This window comes from Gordonia araii NBRC 100433, from assembly GCF_000241265.1.
Taxonomy (GTDB): Bacteria; Actinomycetota; Actinomycetes; order Mycobacteriales; family Mycobacteriaceae; genus Gordonia; species Gordonia araii.
Map to the genome: position 1 here is coordinate 1 of NZ_BAEE01000089.1, position 14,787 is coordinate 14,787.

Here is a 14,787-nt window from a genome sequence, read left to right on the forward strand (position 1 = left end):
CGACGAGCGGCTCGTCGACGGCAACGGAGTCGCCGACCTGCTTGAGCCAGTTGGTGACGGTGCCCTCGGTCACTGACTCGCCCAGTGCGGGCATGACCACGTCGGTGCCGCTCGCCGCTCCGCTCGGCGCAACAGCGGGCTCAGGCGCGGCAGCGGGTTCTGGCGCGGCTGCGGGCTCCGGCTCGGGCGCAGCGGCGGCCGCGGGCTCCGGAGTCGGTTCGGGTGCGGGAGCAGCGGGTTCGGCTGCGGGCGCGGGCGCCTCGGGAGCCGATTCGCCTGCCTCGCCGATGACCGCGAGTTCGCCGCCGACTTCGACGACATCGTCCTCGGCCGCCACGATCTTGACCAGTACTCCGGCGGCCGGTGAGGGGATCTCGGTGTCGACCTTGTCGGTGGAGACTTCCAGCAGAGGTTCGTCGACTTCGACGGTGTCCCCCTCCGCCTTCAGCCACCGGGTAACGGTTCCCTCGGTGACGCTCTCACCCAACGCGGGCATCTGGACGGAGAAGGCCATTGCTGTTGACTCCTCGATAGTCGGTTGTGGCAGGTCTGGCGCGATTGTGGGCGCCGGTCGGCCTGGTGCGGACGGGGATGGTCGCCGCTTCGCTCCAACCCTACAGGCGAAGCCTCAGCCGTTCGCGGCGATGTCCTGTATCACTCGGACCAACGTCCGCACCGGCGTGCCAGTGCCGCCCTTGGGCTGGTATCCCCAGGGGCTGCCGGAGTTGAAGGCGGGGCCGGCGATATCGATGTGCGCCCAGGCCTGGTCGGCCGGGACGAACTCTTTGAGGTAGGCCGCGGCGGCCAGCATGCCGCCGTTGCGGTGCGGAGTCACGTTGGCCATGTCGGCCACGCGCGAGTTCAGATCGGCCCGCAGCTCGGCCGGGATCGGCATGGCCCAGGCGTTCTCGCCGACTTGCCGCGACAGCGCCGCCACGCGGTCGCGGAAGTCGCGTGTCCCCATCACCCCCGGGGTGCGGGTACCGAGCGCGACCATCTGCGCGCCCGTCAGGGTCGCGGTGTCGATGAGGTAGTCCGGCCCGTCCTCCAGGGCGCGCACGATGGCGTCGGCCAGGATCAGCCGCCCCTCCGCGTCGGTGTTGAGAACCTCGATGGTCGTGCCGCCGTACTGGGTCAGGACGTCGCCCGGCCGCTGTGCCGTGCTCGACGGCATGTTCTCGGCCATCGGCACGGTGGCGGTGACCGAGGCGTCGACGTCGAGCCGGGCCGCGGCGATGACCGCGGCGATGACGGCCGCTGCGCCGCCCATGTCCATGGTCATCAAGTCCATGCCGGCCGCAGGCTTGATGGAGATGCCGCCGGTGTCGAACGTGATGCCCTTGCCGACGAGCGCGACCGATTTCGCGTCCTTGCGTCCGGTGTGGGTCAGGCGCACCAGGCGGGGTTTACGCGAACTGCCCTTGCCGACACCGATGATGCCGCCATAGCCCTGCTTCTCCAGCGCGGCGTCATCGAGAACCTCGACGGTCAGCCCGAACTTCTTGCCCAGCGCGGCGGCGCGGGCGGCGAACTCTTCGGGGTACAGATGGCTGGGCGGGGTGTTGACGAAGTCGCGGGCGATCGCGACCGAGTCGGCGACCGCCACCGCCTGGGCGAGTTCTGCCTTCGCCTCGGAGTTCTTCGCCTCGACCAGCACGTGGATCTTGGCCGGAACCGCCGGCTCGTCGGACTTCTTCTTGTCGTCCTTCTTGGGTTTGTCGGGAGTGGAGCGGAACAGTTCGAATCGGTATGCGCCGAGAAACAGGCCTTCGACGACCGGACCGATGCCGAGTGATCCGAGTGTGGTGGCGACCGTCGCGTGGCCGCTCAGTTCGCGCGCTGCGATGCCCGCCGCCTGTCGCAGCGATTCGTCGGCGGCGCTGGCCGGGTCCGTCTCGCCGGCCTCGTCCTCGTCGTCGAGGTTGCCCAGGCCGACGGCGACCACGACGTCGACGTCGAGTCCGGCCGGCGCGGGAACCCTGGTGATCTCCCCGTGCTTGCCGGTGGCGCCGAGTGCGACGAACGCGGACTCCAGGGTCTCGGCGACGGCGTCGTCGACGATCCCGTCGCCCACGATAAGGTTCGGCGCATCGCCGTCTGACTGGCTGAGACCGATCAGCAGCGCACTGTCGGCGCGGGCGATCGCGGTAGCGAGGTCGAATTCCGGGCCGCGGACCCGGTCGGCGGTGTCAGAGTTCTTCACGCCCACCAACTCTGCCACAGATCCGCGCGGCGCTCGGGCTACGCTTTGCCCATGTCCGCGACCAATGACCTCCTCCAAGGACCCCTCACCGAACAGCATCGAGAACTGGGTGCGACCTTCGCCGAGTTCGGCGGCTGGAACATGCCCGTGTCCTACTCCGGCACGGTTGCCGAACACGCCGCCGTGCGCCAAGCGGTGGGGCTGTTCGACGTCAGCCACCTGGGTAAGGCGCTCGTACGAGGCCCCGGCGCGGCCGATTTCTGCAACGCCACGCTGACCAACGATCTGCGCAAGATCGCCCCGGGCAAAGCGCAGTACACGATGTGCTGCAACGACTCCGGCGGGGTGGTGGACGACCTCATCGCCTATCTCGTATCCGACGAGGAGGTCTTCCTGGTACCCAACGCGGCGAACACGGCAGCGGTCGTCGCCGCGTTGTCGGCGGTCGCGCCCGACGAGGTCCACATCACCGATCAGCACCGCGACTACGGCGTTCTCGCCGTGCAGGGTCCGCGGTCGGCCGAGGTGCTCGCCGCCCTCGGCCTGCCCACCGACATGGAGTACATGGCGTTCGTCGATGCGGTCGCCACCATCGACGGGGCGCCCTGCCCGCTGCGCGTGTGCCGGACCGGCTACACCGGGGAGCACGGCTACGAGGTGCTGCCCGCATGGGCGGAGACCCCGGCGGTCTTCGCGGCGCTGCTGCGGGAGGTGACCGCGCGCGAGGGGCTACCCGCCGGGCTCGGCGCCCGCGACACGTTGCGCACCGAGATGGGTTACGCGCTGCACGGACACGAGCTGAGTCCCGAGATCACCCCCAACCAGGCGCGGACCGGCTGGGCCGTCGGGTGGGAGAAGCCGGCGTTCTTCGGGCGCGACGCGCTGACCGCCGAGAAGGAGCAGGGACCCGCCCGCCGGCTCTACGGCCTGCGCGCCACCGGACGCGGCATCCCGCGCGCCGATTGCGCGGTGCTCAGCGGTCCCGACGGGGAGGCGATCGGCATCTGCACATCCGGGACCTTCTCGCCGACCGCTCAGGTGGGGATCGCCCTGGCGCTCCTCGACACCGCGTCCGGGGTGAAGAAGGGGGACACGGTCGTCGTCGATGTCCGCGGGCGCGGGTTGCCCTGCGAGGTGGTCCTGCCGCCATTCGTCGAGTCGCACGTCTGAGCGGTCGAAAACCTCTTGGTCCTGACCGGTAGGATTGACGCTATGACCTTGGACTTCACCCGCACGCTGCATCCGCATGCCGTGCCGGAGTCCCGTCGTGCCGAGATCCACGAGGCACCGGGCTTTGGCAAGTACTTCACCGACCACATGGTGGTCGTGGACTACGACGCGGAGCGGGGCTGGCACAACGCCGCGGTGAAGCCGTACGGGCCCATCGCACTGGATCCGTCCGCGATGGTCCTGCACTACGGGCAGGAGATCTTCGAAGGGCTCAAGGCCTACCGCCAGCCCGACGGTTCGATCGCGGCTTTCCGGCCCACCGCCAACGCGGAACGACTCCAGCGCTCGGCCGCGCGGCTGGCGATGCCCCCGCTGCCCACCGAGGACTTCATCAACTCGCTGCGCGAGCTTCTCGCCGTCGACCACGCCTGGGTTCCCGCCGCGGGCGGGGAGGCCTCGCTCTACATCCGCCCGTTCATGTTCGCCTCGCAGGCCGGTCTCGGCGTCAACTCGCCGTCGAGCGAGTACCGCTACGCGGTGATCGCGTCGCCGGCCGGGCCGTACTTCTCCGGCGGCATCAAGCCGGTCAGCGTGTGGTTGTCCCGCGAGTACGTGCGGGCCGCACCGGGCGGAACAGGCTTCGCCAAGTGCGGCGGCAACTACGCGGCCGCGTTCGTCGCGCAGCAGCAGGCGACCGAGAACGGCTGCGATCAGGTCGTCTGGCTCGATGCCGTGGAGCGCCGCTACATCGAGGAAATGGGCGGGATGAACCTGTTCTTCGTTTTCGGATCGGGTGCTGATGCGCGGCTGGTGACACCCGAACTCACCGGGTCGCTGCTCCCTGGCATCACCCGTGACGCCCTCCTGCAGCTGGCCACCGATGCCGGATTCGCCGTGGACGAACGGCGCATCTCCATCGAAGAACTCGAAACCGGCGTCGAGGACGGCGCGATCACCGAGGTCTTCGCCTGCGGCACGGCGGCCGTCATCACCCCGGTCGGACGCGTGCGCGGGGAGAACGAGGACTACCAGATCGCCGACGGCGAACCGGGCGACGTCACCATGGCGTTGCGCGACACGCTGACCGGAATCCAGCGCGGAACGTTCGCCGACACCCACGGGTGGATGACCGAGCTGTATCCCGCCCCGGTGGCGACCCTCGCCTGACGCTACGGAACCGTCACCAAAGCGAGCAGCGCGACGGCAGCCGACAATTCGATCGCGGCGCCGAGGATGTCGCCGGTGATTCCCGCCGCGCGGCGCGCGCAGTGAGCGGTGAACGCCCACGAGACGATCACCACCAGGGCGACGGCGACGAATCCACGCGTTCCGAGCGGAATCGCCGCAAGCGCCGCGACTCCGACCCAGACGACAATCCACCACTTCTGCGTCCCGGCCACCAACGCGCCGAAGCCGCTCACGGCGGCTGCGCCCAACCGCCAGCGGCAGCCGACGACGGCGGCCACCCGGCTGACCCCGACGGCGAAGGCGATGTCGTACCAGTGCGCGTCGGCGGCGAGGGTCCCGATACAGACGGTGCCGATGCTGCAAACCGCGAGCAGGGCCAACACCCCGAAGGGGCCGACACCGCCGTCGCGCATCACTTCGCGGACGCGTTCGGGCGGCCCGTAGCAACCGAGGCCGTCGGCGGTATCGGCGAGGCCGTCGAGGTGCATGCCGCGCGTGAGCAATGCCAGCATCGCGACGACGAGAACGCCAACCAGCAGTTCGGGGGCGCGCGTCTGCGACAGGCCGAGGGCCAGTGCGGCGGCGAGCGCGCCGAGTGCCGCCCCGATCACCGGAGTGGCGCGCAACACCGCTGCGCCCGCGCGACGGTCCATCGTGGTGTTCGGCGTCCCGACCGGGGCGACGGTGAGCCAGGACGCCGCCAGACGCAGTGCGCCCAGCGGCCCGATCCGGCTCTCAGCCGTCACTGACACCGGCCTCGTCGAACGTCGCCATCGTCCCGAGAAGATCGGTCGCGGCGGTGACGAGCGGCAGTGCGGCCAGCGCGCCGCTGGCCTCGCCCAGGCGCATGTCCAGGTCGAGCAGCGGGGTGAGGCCGAGGCGGCGCAGCGCGAGCTTGTGCGCGGGCTCGGCCGAGACGTGTCCGGCCACCCACCACTCGCTCGCCCCGGGCGCGAGTTCGTCGGCGACGAGCGCGGCGGCCGTGATGACGACACCGTCGAGGATCACCGGGGTGCGCCGCACCGCGGCTTGCGCGAGGAAACCGGCCATGGCGGCGAAGTCGGCGCCGCCGACGGCAGCCACCAGCGACAGCGGGTCGTCGATGACCTTGCGCCCGCGCCACATGCCGTCGCGGATCGCGGCCGTCTTGCGAATCCATCCGGCGTCGTCGATCCCGGTGCCGCGGCCGACGACGACGACCGGTTCCTCGTGCGTGAACAGCCCGACCACGATGGACGCGGGTGTGGTGTTCCCGATTCCCATGTCCCCGGCGATCAGCAGGTCGACGCCGGAATCGACCAGCTCGTCGACCACCGCGCGTCCCGCGGCGACGCCCTGGCGGGCCTGGGCGAGGGTGATCGCGTCGGTCACGCGCAAATCGTTGCTGCCCCGGCAGACCTTGTGGCGCGAGACTTCCGGCGCGGTGTCGGCGGCGACGGAGATGTCCTCGACGCGCACCGACGCTCCGGCCCGGCGGGCGAGCACGTTGACCGCTGCCCCGCCGGCCAGGAAGTTCGCGACCATCTGCGCGGTGACCGCCTGCGGGAAGGCGGAGACGCTTCCGCCGTCGGAGTCGGGTGCCGCGACCCCGTGGTCGCCGGCGAAGACGACGACGGTGGGACTGGCGATCGGACGCGGCGGACTGGTGCCCTGGCAGGCGGCGACCCAGATGCCGACCTCCTCGAGGCGGCCGAGCGATCCCGGCGGCTTCGTCAACCGCAGCTGGCGGTCGCGCGCGGCCGCCGCGGCAGCGGGATCGGGCGGGGTGACCGCGGGGAACAGCTCCGCGTCGGTCGGATCGATCGCGGCGCCGGCGTCTGTTTCGGTCGAGGCCGGTCCGACCGCGGCGAGCGGGGCGACGGGTGCGGCGCGGTGGCTCCCGGCGTCCGCCGTCCGGTTCTCGAGGTCAAGGGCGCGGCCCGCGACCGTGAGCACTACGCGGTCGGCGACTGTTGCGACCGTGCTGTTCGCGCGGCCCATCAGATCCTGGAAACGGCGGCCCGCCGTCGTGGCCGGAACCACCGACATGCCGACCTCGGGCGACACGACGACCACGTCGGCCCGGTGCTCGGCGATCGCGGCGCACAGCTCGGCGAGCGCCCCGTCGAGACGGCGGGCCTGCTGCTCGGGATCGGCGTCGTCATCCCAGTCGAGCTGAGCCGCCACCCAGTTGCCGAGGTCGTCGACGAGGACGGGTACCTCCGGCTGTTGACGCAGCGCGGCGGTCACGTCGGGCGATTCGACCGTCTCGTATCGCTCTTGGCGACGCTCCCGGTGTGCGGCGATCCGCGCGGTCCACTCGGCGTCGGTTGAGAGCGTCGGCCCGGTAGCCAGGTACCGCACCGAGGGAAACCCCGCCACGAGTTGTTCCGCGTACTCCGACTTGCCCGACCGGACGCCGCCGAGGACCAGGGTGCGCATATGCGGTCAGACCGCTTCGCCGCGCTCGACCTGCGGTTTCGGAACCCGTAGCCGGCGCATCTGCAGGGCGCGCGATCCGGCGTACCAGCCGAGCTTGAAACCGCCGTCGGTGGACTCGGGGTATCGCTCCGCGACGCGTTTGTTGACCATTTTCGCCACGTACACGGTGTCGGTGACCACCAGGATCACGAAGATCAGCAGCGCGATGGTGACGAGCCCGCCGTACTGGGGGAGCGCATAGACAGCCACGATGATCACCAGTGCCATCGGCGTGAACACTCCGGCGAAGTTGCGGCGCGAGTCCACCAGGTTGCGGGCGTACCGTCGCACCGGGCCCTGGTCGCGCGGAAGCAGGTAGTCCTCGTCGCCGGCCAGCCGTCGTTCACGCACCTCGTTGCGCAGTTCGCGCTGCTTGGCGCGGGCCTCCGACCGCTCCTCCTTGGACATCGTCGCGCGCATGTCTTTGCGACGCGCTCGCGCTTCAGCCCGGGTCATCGGCGGCGGGGGAACCGGGCCGCGCTTCTTCGCCGCGTCCCGGCGTTTCGGCGTCGGGCGTCCCTTGCCTTCGGTTCTCGCCGCTTTACCGGTGTCCTCGGGAGTCGTTGTCGTCGGGGTGTCGTCGACGGCGGTCTCGGATTCGGCGTCCTCATCGGCGCTGCGCTGCCACGGCATTCTCACCCTTGCGAGCCTAGGCGATCACCGCGGCGGCGAAGGTCCGGCCCTGCCTATACTGCGCGAATCCGCGTCGAGAACGGCAGAATCGGGAGAGTCATGACAGTGCGCGTCGTCGTCGCCCCGGACGGGATCGGATCGACGCTGGCCGCCGCCGAGGCGGCCCGGGCGATCGCGCGCGGGTGGCTGTCGGCGAGGCCCTCCGACGATGTCGTCGTGAAACCCCAATCCGACGGCGGCCCCGGATTCATCGAATGCCTCGACGGGGTGGGGCAGGTGCGCACTGCCGCCGTCGACGGTCCGTTGCCGTCCGCGGCCCCGGTGACGGCGCGGTGGCGATTCGACGACGGCACCGCGTACCTCGAAACGGCGCAGGCGTGCGGCCTGCACCTGGTCGCCGACCCGAGTCCGCGCACCGCGCTGGACGCGAGTACGGCAGGGGTCGGCCAGCTGATCGCGGCGGTGCTGGCCGACGGCGACGTGACGCGGCTCGTCGTCGGGCTGGGCGGATCGTCGACCACCGACGGCGGGGAGGGGATGCTGGCGGTGTTGGGCGGGCCGGCCGCGGCCGCCGAGATGCTGCGCGGCGTGCGGATCGTCGTGGCGACGGACGTGGACAACCCGCTCGTCGGGCCGCGGGGTGCCGCCGAGGTGTTCGCCCCGCAAAAGGGTGCCGACCGGCCGACCGTCGACGTGCTCGCGACACGCTTGACCGACGTCGCCACCAGGCTCGACGCGTTCGCCGGACTCCCGGTCAGCAGCCAACCCGGCGCAGGCGCGGCCGGGGGACTGGGCGCGGCACTGATCGCCCTCGGCGGGCTCCGCGAATCCGGCGCCGACCTGGTTGCCGAGGCCACCGGACTGTCCGTCGCGACGCGGGGAGCGGCGGTGGTGATCACCGGGGAAGGGCGCCTCGACGCCCAGACCGCCGCCGGGAAAGTGGTGGCGCGCGTCGCCGCGGCCGCCGATCCGGGCAGCACGGTGATCGCGCTGGTCGGGGAGTGCGCACTGGTCACTCCCGGGGCGGTCGACGATCTCGGCATCGACCGCGTGCACAGCCTGGTCGACCACGCCGGCGACCGTGCGCGTGCGCTGACGCAAGCCGAGCCGCTGCTGGTATCTCTCGCCGCGCGGGTGGCCGAACGGTATTCGGCGGAGGAACACGAGACCCGGGAATAGACCGGGATGGAGTACCGTTGGTTAGAGCGACCCGACCCCAAGGGAGTTACCCATGACCGTTTCGCATGACAGCGACACCACAACCGCGACCGGCGTCGTCCTGACGGATTCGGCCGCGGCCAAGGCCAAGGCCCTGCTCGACCAGGAGGGCCGTGACGACCTCGCGCTGCGCATCGCCGTGCAGCCCGGCGGCTGTGCCGGTCTGCGCTACCAGCTCTTCTTCGACGACCGTTCCCTCGACGGTGACGTCATCTCCGACTTCGGCGGCGTCAAGCTGGCTGTTGACCGGATGAGCGCGCCGTACGTACAGGGCGCCACCATCGACTTCGTCGACTCGATCGAGAAGCAGGGTTTCACCATCGATAACCCGAACGCCACGGGCAGCTGTGCCTGCGGCGACTCGTTCAACTAAACAGCGACCTACCGGCTCGACGGGCGGTGAACGGCTAATCGCCGTTCACCGCCCGTTTCGGCTTGCGTTGGTGATTGGGTAGCGTTGCCGACGTGTCTATTGCAGTGTGCGGGTCGCTGGCGACCGATCATCTGATGAAATTCCCCGGCAAGTTCGCCGACCAATTGCTCGCCGATCAGCTCGAGCATCTGTCGCTGAGCTTCCTCGTCGAAGACTTGGTGGTGCGCCGCGGAGGCGTCGGGGGCAACATCGCCTACGCGATCGGCGAGCTGGGCGGCGCGCCGAAGCTGGTGGCGGCCGCCGGATCGGACTTCGACGAATACCGCCGCTGGCTCACCGACCACGGCGTCGACTGCGCGGGCGTGCGCGTCTTCGACACGGCCCACACCGCCCGATTCATGTGCACCACCGACGAGACGATGGCCCAGCTCGCCAGCTTCTATGCCGGTGCCATGACACGGGCTCGCGAGATCGACCTGATCGCGGTCCTCGACGAGATCGGTCGGCCCGATCTCGTCCTGATCGGGGCCGACGATCCCGAGGCCATGATCAATCACACCCGGGCCTGCCGCGACGCGGGCATCGACTTCGCCGCCGACCCGTCGCAGCAGCTGGCCCGCCTCGACGGCGAAACGGCGCGCGGACTCATCGTCGGCGCCAAATACCTGTTCACCAACGAGTACGAGTGGGGCCTGCTCAAGCAGAAGACCGGGCTGTCGGAGGCCGAGATCGCCAACCTCGCCGGCGTGCGCATCACCACGCTGGGGGCCGGCGGCAGCCAGATCGTCGTCGACGGTGAGACCATCACGGTGCCGGTCGTGCCCGTGGTGAACGCGGTCGACCCGACCGGCGTCGGCGACGGGTTCCGGGCCGGCTTCCTCACCGGGCTTGCCGGTGGACTCTCGTACGAGCGCTCGGCGCAGCTCGGCTCGATGGTGGCCGTGCTGGTGCTTGAGTGCGACTCCACCCAGGGCTGGTCCTGGGACGCGGCGCAGGCCGCCAAGCGCCTCGACGACGCCTACGGCAGCGAAGCCGCCGCCGAGATCGTCGCCGTCTTCGCCTAATCGCCGACCGTGCCCAGATTCGCGCCGAGCGTGCCCGGATTCGCGCCGAGCGTGCCCGGATTCGCGCCGAGCGTGCCCTAGAGGCGTACCGGATACGTGTGGTCCTCGATGACCGGCACGATGGTCTTCTCGACGAAGATCCCGTGCCAGACCATGAAGATCAGCACGTTCCACAGGCGGCGGCTGTTGTCGACGGCGCCCTCGCGGTGCTCGTTGAGCATGTGCAGCACGAATTCTTTGTTGACCAGGTGGTCGGTCTGCGAGTCGGCGATGATCTGATGCGCCCAGTCGTACATCTCGGTGCCGGCCAGCCAGTGGCGGATGGGCACCGGGAAGCCGAGCTTCTTCCGGTGCAGCACATGCGGCGGGATGATCTCCTCGATCGCCTTGCGCAGTGCGTACTTGGTGGTGCCGTGGGCGATCTTCTCGTCGACCGGCAGCGCCGACGCCACTCGCCACACCTCGTTGTCGAGGAAGGGCACGCGCAGTTCCAGCGAGTTGGCCATCGTCATCTTGTCGGCCTTGACGAGGATGTCGCCGCGCAGCCAGGTGAACAGGTCGAGGTGCTGCATCCGGGCCACCGGGTCCCAGCCGACCGACTCGGCATAGATCGGGGCCGTGACATCGGTGTGGGTCCACTCGGGCCGGTAGTCGCGCAGCACCTGCCGCAGTCGCGCGTCGTCGAAGCTCCGGGCGTTGCCGTAGTAGCGGTCCTCCAGCGACATCGAGCCGCGGTGCAGCAGGCTCTTGCCGCGCGTGCCCTCGGGGATCCGGTCGCTGATGCGGCCGGCCGCCCGTCGGGCGAAACCGGGAAGCTTGTTGAAGCCGCGCAGCGAGAGCGGTTCCTTGTAGATCGTGTAGCCGCCGAACAGCTCGTCGGCGCCCTCCCCGGACAGGACGACCTTGACGTGCTTGCGGGCTTCCTTCGCCAGGAAGTAAAGGGGGACCAGTGCGGGGTCGGCGACCGGGTCATCGAGATACCAGACGATCTCCGGGATGGCGTCGACGAATTCTTGCGGGCTCACCACCTTGATCTCGTGGCGCACACCGATCGCCTCGGCGGTCTCGGCGGCGACGTCGATCTCCGAGTAGCCGTCGCGTTCGAAGCCGGTGGTGATGGTGATGAGGTCGGGGTTGTGCTGGCGGGCCAGGGCCGCGACGAGCGTCGAGTCGATACCACCCGACAGGAAGGACCCGACGGTGACGTCGGCGCGCATGTGCTTGGCGACCGAGTCGCGCAGGACGTCGGTGATCTCGCCGTAGCGCGTCGTCGCGGTGAACGGCCGCACGTCGAAGCGCGGGTTGAAGTAGCGGGTGACCGCCGGGGCCTGGCCGGGGGACAGGGTGGCGTAGCAGCCGGATTCGAGGCGGCCGACGTTCGTGTGCAGCGTCTCCGGCTCGGGCACGTACTGCAGCTCGATGTAGTGCTCAAGGGCGCGGTGGTCGAGCTCGGCGTCGAGATCGAGACGGTCGAGGAGTTCTAGGACGCTCTTCTTCTCGCTGCCGAAAGCCGTCCCGCGCGGGCCGGTCGCGAGGAACAGCGGCTTGATTCCGAACGGGTCGCGGGCCAGGAACAGCGATCGCAGCTCGGTGTCCCAGATGGCGAACGCAAACATGCCACGTAGCCGCTGGACGGCCTCGGGTCCCCAGTAGTGGAATGCCGCGACGATGGTCTCGGAGTCGCCCTCGGTGTGCATGGGGGCGTCGAACTCCTCGCGGAGCTGTTCGCGCAACTCGAGGTAGTTGTAGATCTCGCCGTTGAACACCAGTGCGTAACGCTCCGGGTTCTCCGACGTGCCCCAGCGCAGCGGTTGGTGCGAGTGCTCGATGTCGATGATCGACAGCCGGTTGAACCCGAAAACCAAATCGTCGTCGTGCCAGGTCCCCGCCTCGTCGGGGCCGCGGTGCCGCATGCAGTGCGATGCGTTGGCCACCAGGTCTACGGCGTCGTCCGCCGTCGCGTCGGAGGTCAGCAGACCCAGCAATCCACACACGGTGTTCTCGCCCCACTTTCTCCAGCGGGCCCAAGCTCCCGCCAATCAAACGTCTCGTCGAGTATGCCGTAGCGATGGGCCGGTCTCCGACTCGCCCAGATCACTGGCCCCAATCGAAACTGTTTGGGCGGGTTGGTCTACGCTGCGTAGTACTAGATGCAAGAATTGTCTTGCAGTCATGTTGCGTGGAATTTGGGCGCACGCGGGCCTCGTGTCCGCGCCACGTCCGGGTGAGCAGGAAGGCATGAAATTGACACACGGTGAACGGTCTGCGGCGGGTGCCGCCTCGGCCGCATCGCGCAAGGTCAAGCGGGTCGCCCTGGTGGTTGCGCTGGGCCTCGCCACGCTGGTCATGACCGGCTGTGGGCCGCGCGAAACCCTGCGTTTCGGCTGGCCCACCGGCGTCACCCCGGAAGCCAAGGCCATGGGAACCCTGTGGACTTGGTCGGTGATCGCGTCGCTGATCGTCGGCTTCCTGGTCTGGATGGCCATTTTCTGGGTCATCACGTTCCACCGGCACCGTGCTGGCGAGGATTCCTTCCCGCGTCAGACCGCCTACAACATGCCCGTCGAGCTCACGCTCATCACACTGCCGTTCCTGGCCATCGCGGTGCTGTTCTACTTCACCGTCGTCGTCGAGAACAAGGTCGAGTCCAAGGCCGACAATCCCGATGTCGTCGTCGACGTCACCGGCTACCAGTGGAACTGGAAGTTCGGCTACGACCGGATCAAGCAGAACGACGGCTCGTACAAGACCTACGCGATCGAGAAGGGTCCGTTCGAACTGCAGAAAGAGCGGGAGCAGGTGCACGGCCACGAGAAGCTCCTGCCGGCCGGCGGTCGTGACGACAACATCCGCGATTACCTGCGTTACTCGAGCATCGAGACGCTCGGCACGCCGAACGAGATCCCGATCCTCGTGCTCCCGGTGGGCAAGCGCATCGAATTCAACCTGGCGGCCGCTGACGTCATCCACTCCTTCTGGGTGCCGGAGTTCCTGTACAAGCGCGACGTCCTGCCGTTCCCGAAGCAGAACCACAGCGATCCCCGTTTCCAGATCGAGAAGATCGAGCGCCCGGGTGCGTTCGTCGGGCGCTGCGCCGAGATGTGCGGCACCTATCACGCGATGATGAACTTCGAGATCCGCGCTGTGAGCGCGCAGGACTTCAGCCGCTACATCGCCCTGCGTGAGAATGAGAAGCTGAGCACGGCAGAGGCCCTCGCCGCCATTTGCGAGGTGCCGACGTCGGTGACCACGGTGCCCTTCGAGACGCGTCGCAAGACTGGTGGCGACACCCCGAAGGACATCGGTAACCCCTTCAACACCAAACTGCCCAACTGCACGACCCGAGCGATGGGGGCTTCCTAAATGAAGGTCGAAGCGCGACTCTTTGAACTGCTGACCGCGTTCTTCTTCCTCGGGGCGATCGTCTACACGGTCTTCACCGGACTGTCCTCCAAGGGCGTCGAGTGGGCCGGTGCGACGGCGTTCTTCTTCTCCGGTGGCCTGACGCTCATCGTCGGTACCTACTTCCGATTCGTCGCCCGCCGCGTCGAGATCCGCCCGGAGGACTACGAGGAGGCCGAAATCGAGGACGGCGCTGGCGAACTGGGCTTCTTCAGCCCGCACAGCTGGTGGCCGATTCTGATCTCGGCCGGCGCCGCGCTGTTCGCCGTCGGGTTCGCGACGCGGAACTTCTGGTTCTCGATTTTCGCTGCCGTCATGATCACCATTACGGCCGCCGGGCTGGTCTTCGAGTACCACTGGGGTCCCGAGAAGCACTAGATCGCGAGGAGCAAAGCGGGAGTACTGATTCTCCGGGGCGCCAGTACGAAAGCTCGCTAGGGACGAAAGCTCGCTAGGGCCGCCGCATCCGACAGGATGAGGCGGCCCTTTCGCATTCGCCGACCGTGCCCACATTCCCGCCGACCGTGCCCAGCCTCGCGCCGATCGTGCCCATATCTGGCTGAAATTCTGTGGTGTCGCCCTCGGGCGCGAGGGTACCTTCGTCGAATGCCGCACGCACTGATAGAGGTCCGACGCAACTGGTCGGTCGACGAGGAGATCGCCATCATCGACGCCGTTCACGAGGCACTCGTGACAGCGTTTCGAATCCCGGAGGGGGACAAACACATTCGTTTGATCGCTCACGAGCCGCACCGATTTGCACATCCGCCCAAACTCCCCGATCCGGAGTACCTGACGATGGTGCACATCGACTGCTTCGAAGGCAGGTCCGTTGACGCTAAACGTTTGCTCTACCGCGAAATCGTTGAACGCCTGGCCCCGCTGGGCATCCCGGGGAGCCATGTGTCGATCACAGTTCGCGACATCCCGACGTCGAATTGGGGCATCAGGGGCGGAGTAGCGGCATGTGATGTCGACCTGGGGTTCGACGTGACAGTGTGACGGAGCCCCGGCCACGGTCGGCCAGGAAACCTGGGCACGGTCGACGGAAAGCCGGGCACGGTCGACGGAAAGCC

The 14,787-nt window shown here is 68.8% G+C and carries 14 protein-coding genes; 8 read left to right on the forward strand and 6 right to left on the reverse strand.

Annotated features, from left to right (window positions below; genetic code table 11):
* Both GOARA_RS18160 and GOARA_RS18165 read right to left on the reverse strand, forming a co-directional pair.
* Positions 1 to 514: biotin/lipoyl-containing protein (locus GOARA_RS18160; RefSeq protein ID WP_007323893.1), on the reverse strand; the 514-nt coding region annotated here is incomplete at its 3' end.
* 114 nt (positions 515 to 628) lie between these two features.
* Entirely contained in the window at positions 629 to 2,203 is a 1,575-nt protein-coding gene (locus GOARA_RS18165; RefSeq protein ID WP_040523929.1) for a leucyl aminopeptidase, read from the reverse strand.
* A gap of 51 nt (positions 2,204 to 2,254) precedes the next feature.
* Here GOARA_RS18165 and gcvT point away from each other — a divergent pair, with 51 nt between their 5' ends.
* Positions 2,255 to 3,373 (forward strand): glycine cleavage system aminomethyltransferase GcvT, encoded by a 1,119-nt coding sequence (gene gcvT / locus GOARA_RS18170; protein WP_007323895.1) that lies wholly within the window; start codon positions 2,255 to 2,257, stop codon positions 3,371 to 3,373.
* 42 nt (positions 3,374 to 3,415) lie between these two features.
* On the forward strand, positions 3,416 to 4,540 hold the full coding sequence (locus tag GOARA_RS18175; RefSeq protein WP_007323896.1) for a branched-chain amino acid aminotransferase: 1,125 nt from the start codon (positions 3,416 to 3,418) through the stop codon (positions 4,538 to 4,540).
* A 2-nt stretch (positions 4,541 to 4,542) separates the two neighbouring features.
* Here the strand turns inward: GOARA_RS18175 and GOARA_RS18180 are convergent, their stop codons facing one another.
* Genes GOARA_RS18180 through GOARA_RS18190 form a run of 3 tightly spaced genes read right to left on the reverse strand, consistent with a single transcriptional unit; the run spans position 4,543 to position 7,654 of the window.
* Positions 4,543 to 5,307 (reverse strand): adenosylcobinamide-GDP ribazoletransferase, encoded by a 765-nt coding sequence (locus GOARA_RS18180; RefSeq protein WP_007323897.1) that lies wholly within the window; start codon positions 5,305 to 5,307, stop codon positions 4,543 to 4,545.
* Positions 5,297 to 6,982 carry a nicotinate-nucleotide--dimethylbenzimidazole phosphoribosyltransferase gene (cobT, locus tag GOARA_RS18185; RefSeq protein WP_007323898.1) on the reverse strand — a complete coding sequence of 562 codons (1,686 nt, stop codon included), beginning with the start codon at positions 6,980 to 6,982 and terminating at the stop codon, positions 5,297 to 5,299. Before cobT ends, GOARA_RS18180 begins: the two co-directional genes overlap by 11 nt.
* 6 nt (positions 6,983 to 6,988) lie before the next feature.
* Positions 6,989 to 7,654, reverse strand: a complete 666-nt coding sequence (locus tag GOARA_RS18190; RefSeq protein WP_007323899.1) for a DUF3043 domain-containing protein — start codon at positions 7,652 to 7,654, stop codon at positions 6,989 to 6,991.
* 99 nt (positions 7,655 to 7,753) lie between these two features.
* Here GOARA_RS18190 and GOARA_RS18195 point away from each other — a divergent pair, with 99 nt between their 5' ends.
* From GOARA_RS18195 to GOARA_RS18205, 3 genes are all read left to right on the forward strand, one after another.
* Entirely contained in the window at positions 7,754 to 8,833 is a 1,080-nt protein-coding gene (locus GOARA_RS18195; protein ID WP_007323900.1) for a glycerate kinase, read from the forward strand.
* A gap of 52 nt (positions 8,834 to 8,885) precedes the next feature.
* Entirely contained in the window at positions 8,886 to 9,245 is a 360-nt protein-coding gene (locus GOARA_RS18200) for a HesB/IscA family protein (protein ID WP_007323901.1), read from the forward strand.
* 92 nt (positions 9,246 to 9,337) lie between these two features.
* Positions 9,338 to 10,309, forward strand: a complete 972-nt coding sequence (locus GOARA_RS18205) for a carbohydrate kinase family protein (RefSeq protein ID WP_040523931.1) — start codon at positions 9,338 to 9,340, stop codon at positions 10,307 to 10,309.
* A 77-nt stretch (positions 10,310 to 10,386) separates the two neighbouring features.
* Here GOARA_RS18205 and asnB read toward each other — a convergent pair whose 3' ends face one another.
* Complete coding sequence (gene asnB / locus GOARA_RS18210; RefSeq protein WP_040523932.1) at positions 10,387 to 12,303, reverse strand: asparagine synthase (glutamine-hydrolyzing); 1,917 nt, start codon at positions 12,301 to 12,303, stop codon at positions 10,387 to 10,389.
* Positions 12,304 to 12,547: 244 nt separating this feature from the next.
* Here asnB and ctaC point away from each other — a divergent pair, with 244 nt between their 5' ends.
* The 3 genes from ctaC to GOARA_RS18225 all read left to right on the forward strand — a co-directional run bounded on the left by ctaC (position 12,548) and on the right by GOARA_RS18225 (position 14,713).
* Complete coding sequence (gene ctaC, locus GOARA_RS18215; protein ID WP_007323904.1) at positions 12,548 to 13,672, forward strand: aa3-type cytochrome oxidase subunit II; 1,125 nt, start codon at positions 12,548 to 12,550, stop codon at positions 13,670 to 13,672.
* The gene (locus tag GOARA_RS18220; protein ID WP_007323905.1) at positions 13,673 to 14,089 is read left to right on the forward strand and encodes a cytochrome c oxidase subunit 4; all 417 of its coding nucleotides are present in this window, start codon (positions 13,673 to 13,675) and stop codon (positions 14,087 to 14,089) included.
* A gap of 228 nt (positions 14,090 to 14,317) precedes the next feature.
* On the forward strand, positions 14,318 to 14,713 hold the full coding sequence (locus GOARA_RS18225) for a tautomerase family protein (RefSeq protein WP_007323906.1): 396 nt from the start codon (positions 14,318 to 14,320) through the stop codon (positions 14,711 to 14,713).
* The last annotated feature ends 74 nt before the right edge of the window (positions 14,714 to 14,787 follow it).

Coding starts and splice junctions, on each gene's coding strand:
- GOARA_RS18220 (WP_007323905.1), top strand. CDS start 13,673: ATGAAGGTCGAAGCGCGACTCTTTGAACTGCTGACCGCGTTCTTCTTC.
- GOARA_RS18200 (WP_007323901.1), top strand. CDS start 8,886: ATGACCGTTTCGCATGACAGCGACACCACAACCGCGACCGGCGTCGTC.
- GOARA_RS18225 (WP_007323906.1), top strand. CDS start 14,318: ATGCCGCACGCACTGATAGAGGTCCGACGCAACTGGTCGGTCGACGAG.
- ctaC (WP_007323904.1), top strand. CDS start 12,548: ATGAAATTGACACACGGTGAACGGTCTGCGGCGGGTGCCGCCTCGGCC.
- cobT (WP_007323898.1), bottom strand. CDS start 6,982: ATGCGCACCCTGGTCCTCGGCGGCGTCCGGTCGGGCAAGTCGGAGTAC.
- GOARA_RS18175 (WP_007323896.1), top strand. CDS start 3,416: ATGACCTTGGACTTCACCCGCACGCTGCATCCGCATGCCGTGCCGGAG.
- gcvT (WP_007323895.1), top strand. CDS start 2,255: ATGTCCGCGACCAATGACCTCCTCCAAGGACCCCTCACCGAACAGCAT.
- GOARA_RS18190 (WP_007323899.1), bottom strand. CDS start 7,654: ATGCCGTGGCAGCGCAGCGCCGATGAGGACGCCGAATCCGAGACCGCC.
- GOARA_RS18195 (WP_007323900.1), top strand. CDS start 7,754: ATGACAGTGCGCGTCGTCGTCGCCCCGGACGGGATCGGATCGACGCTG.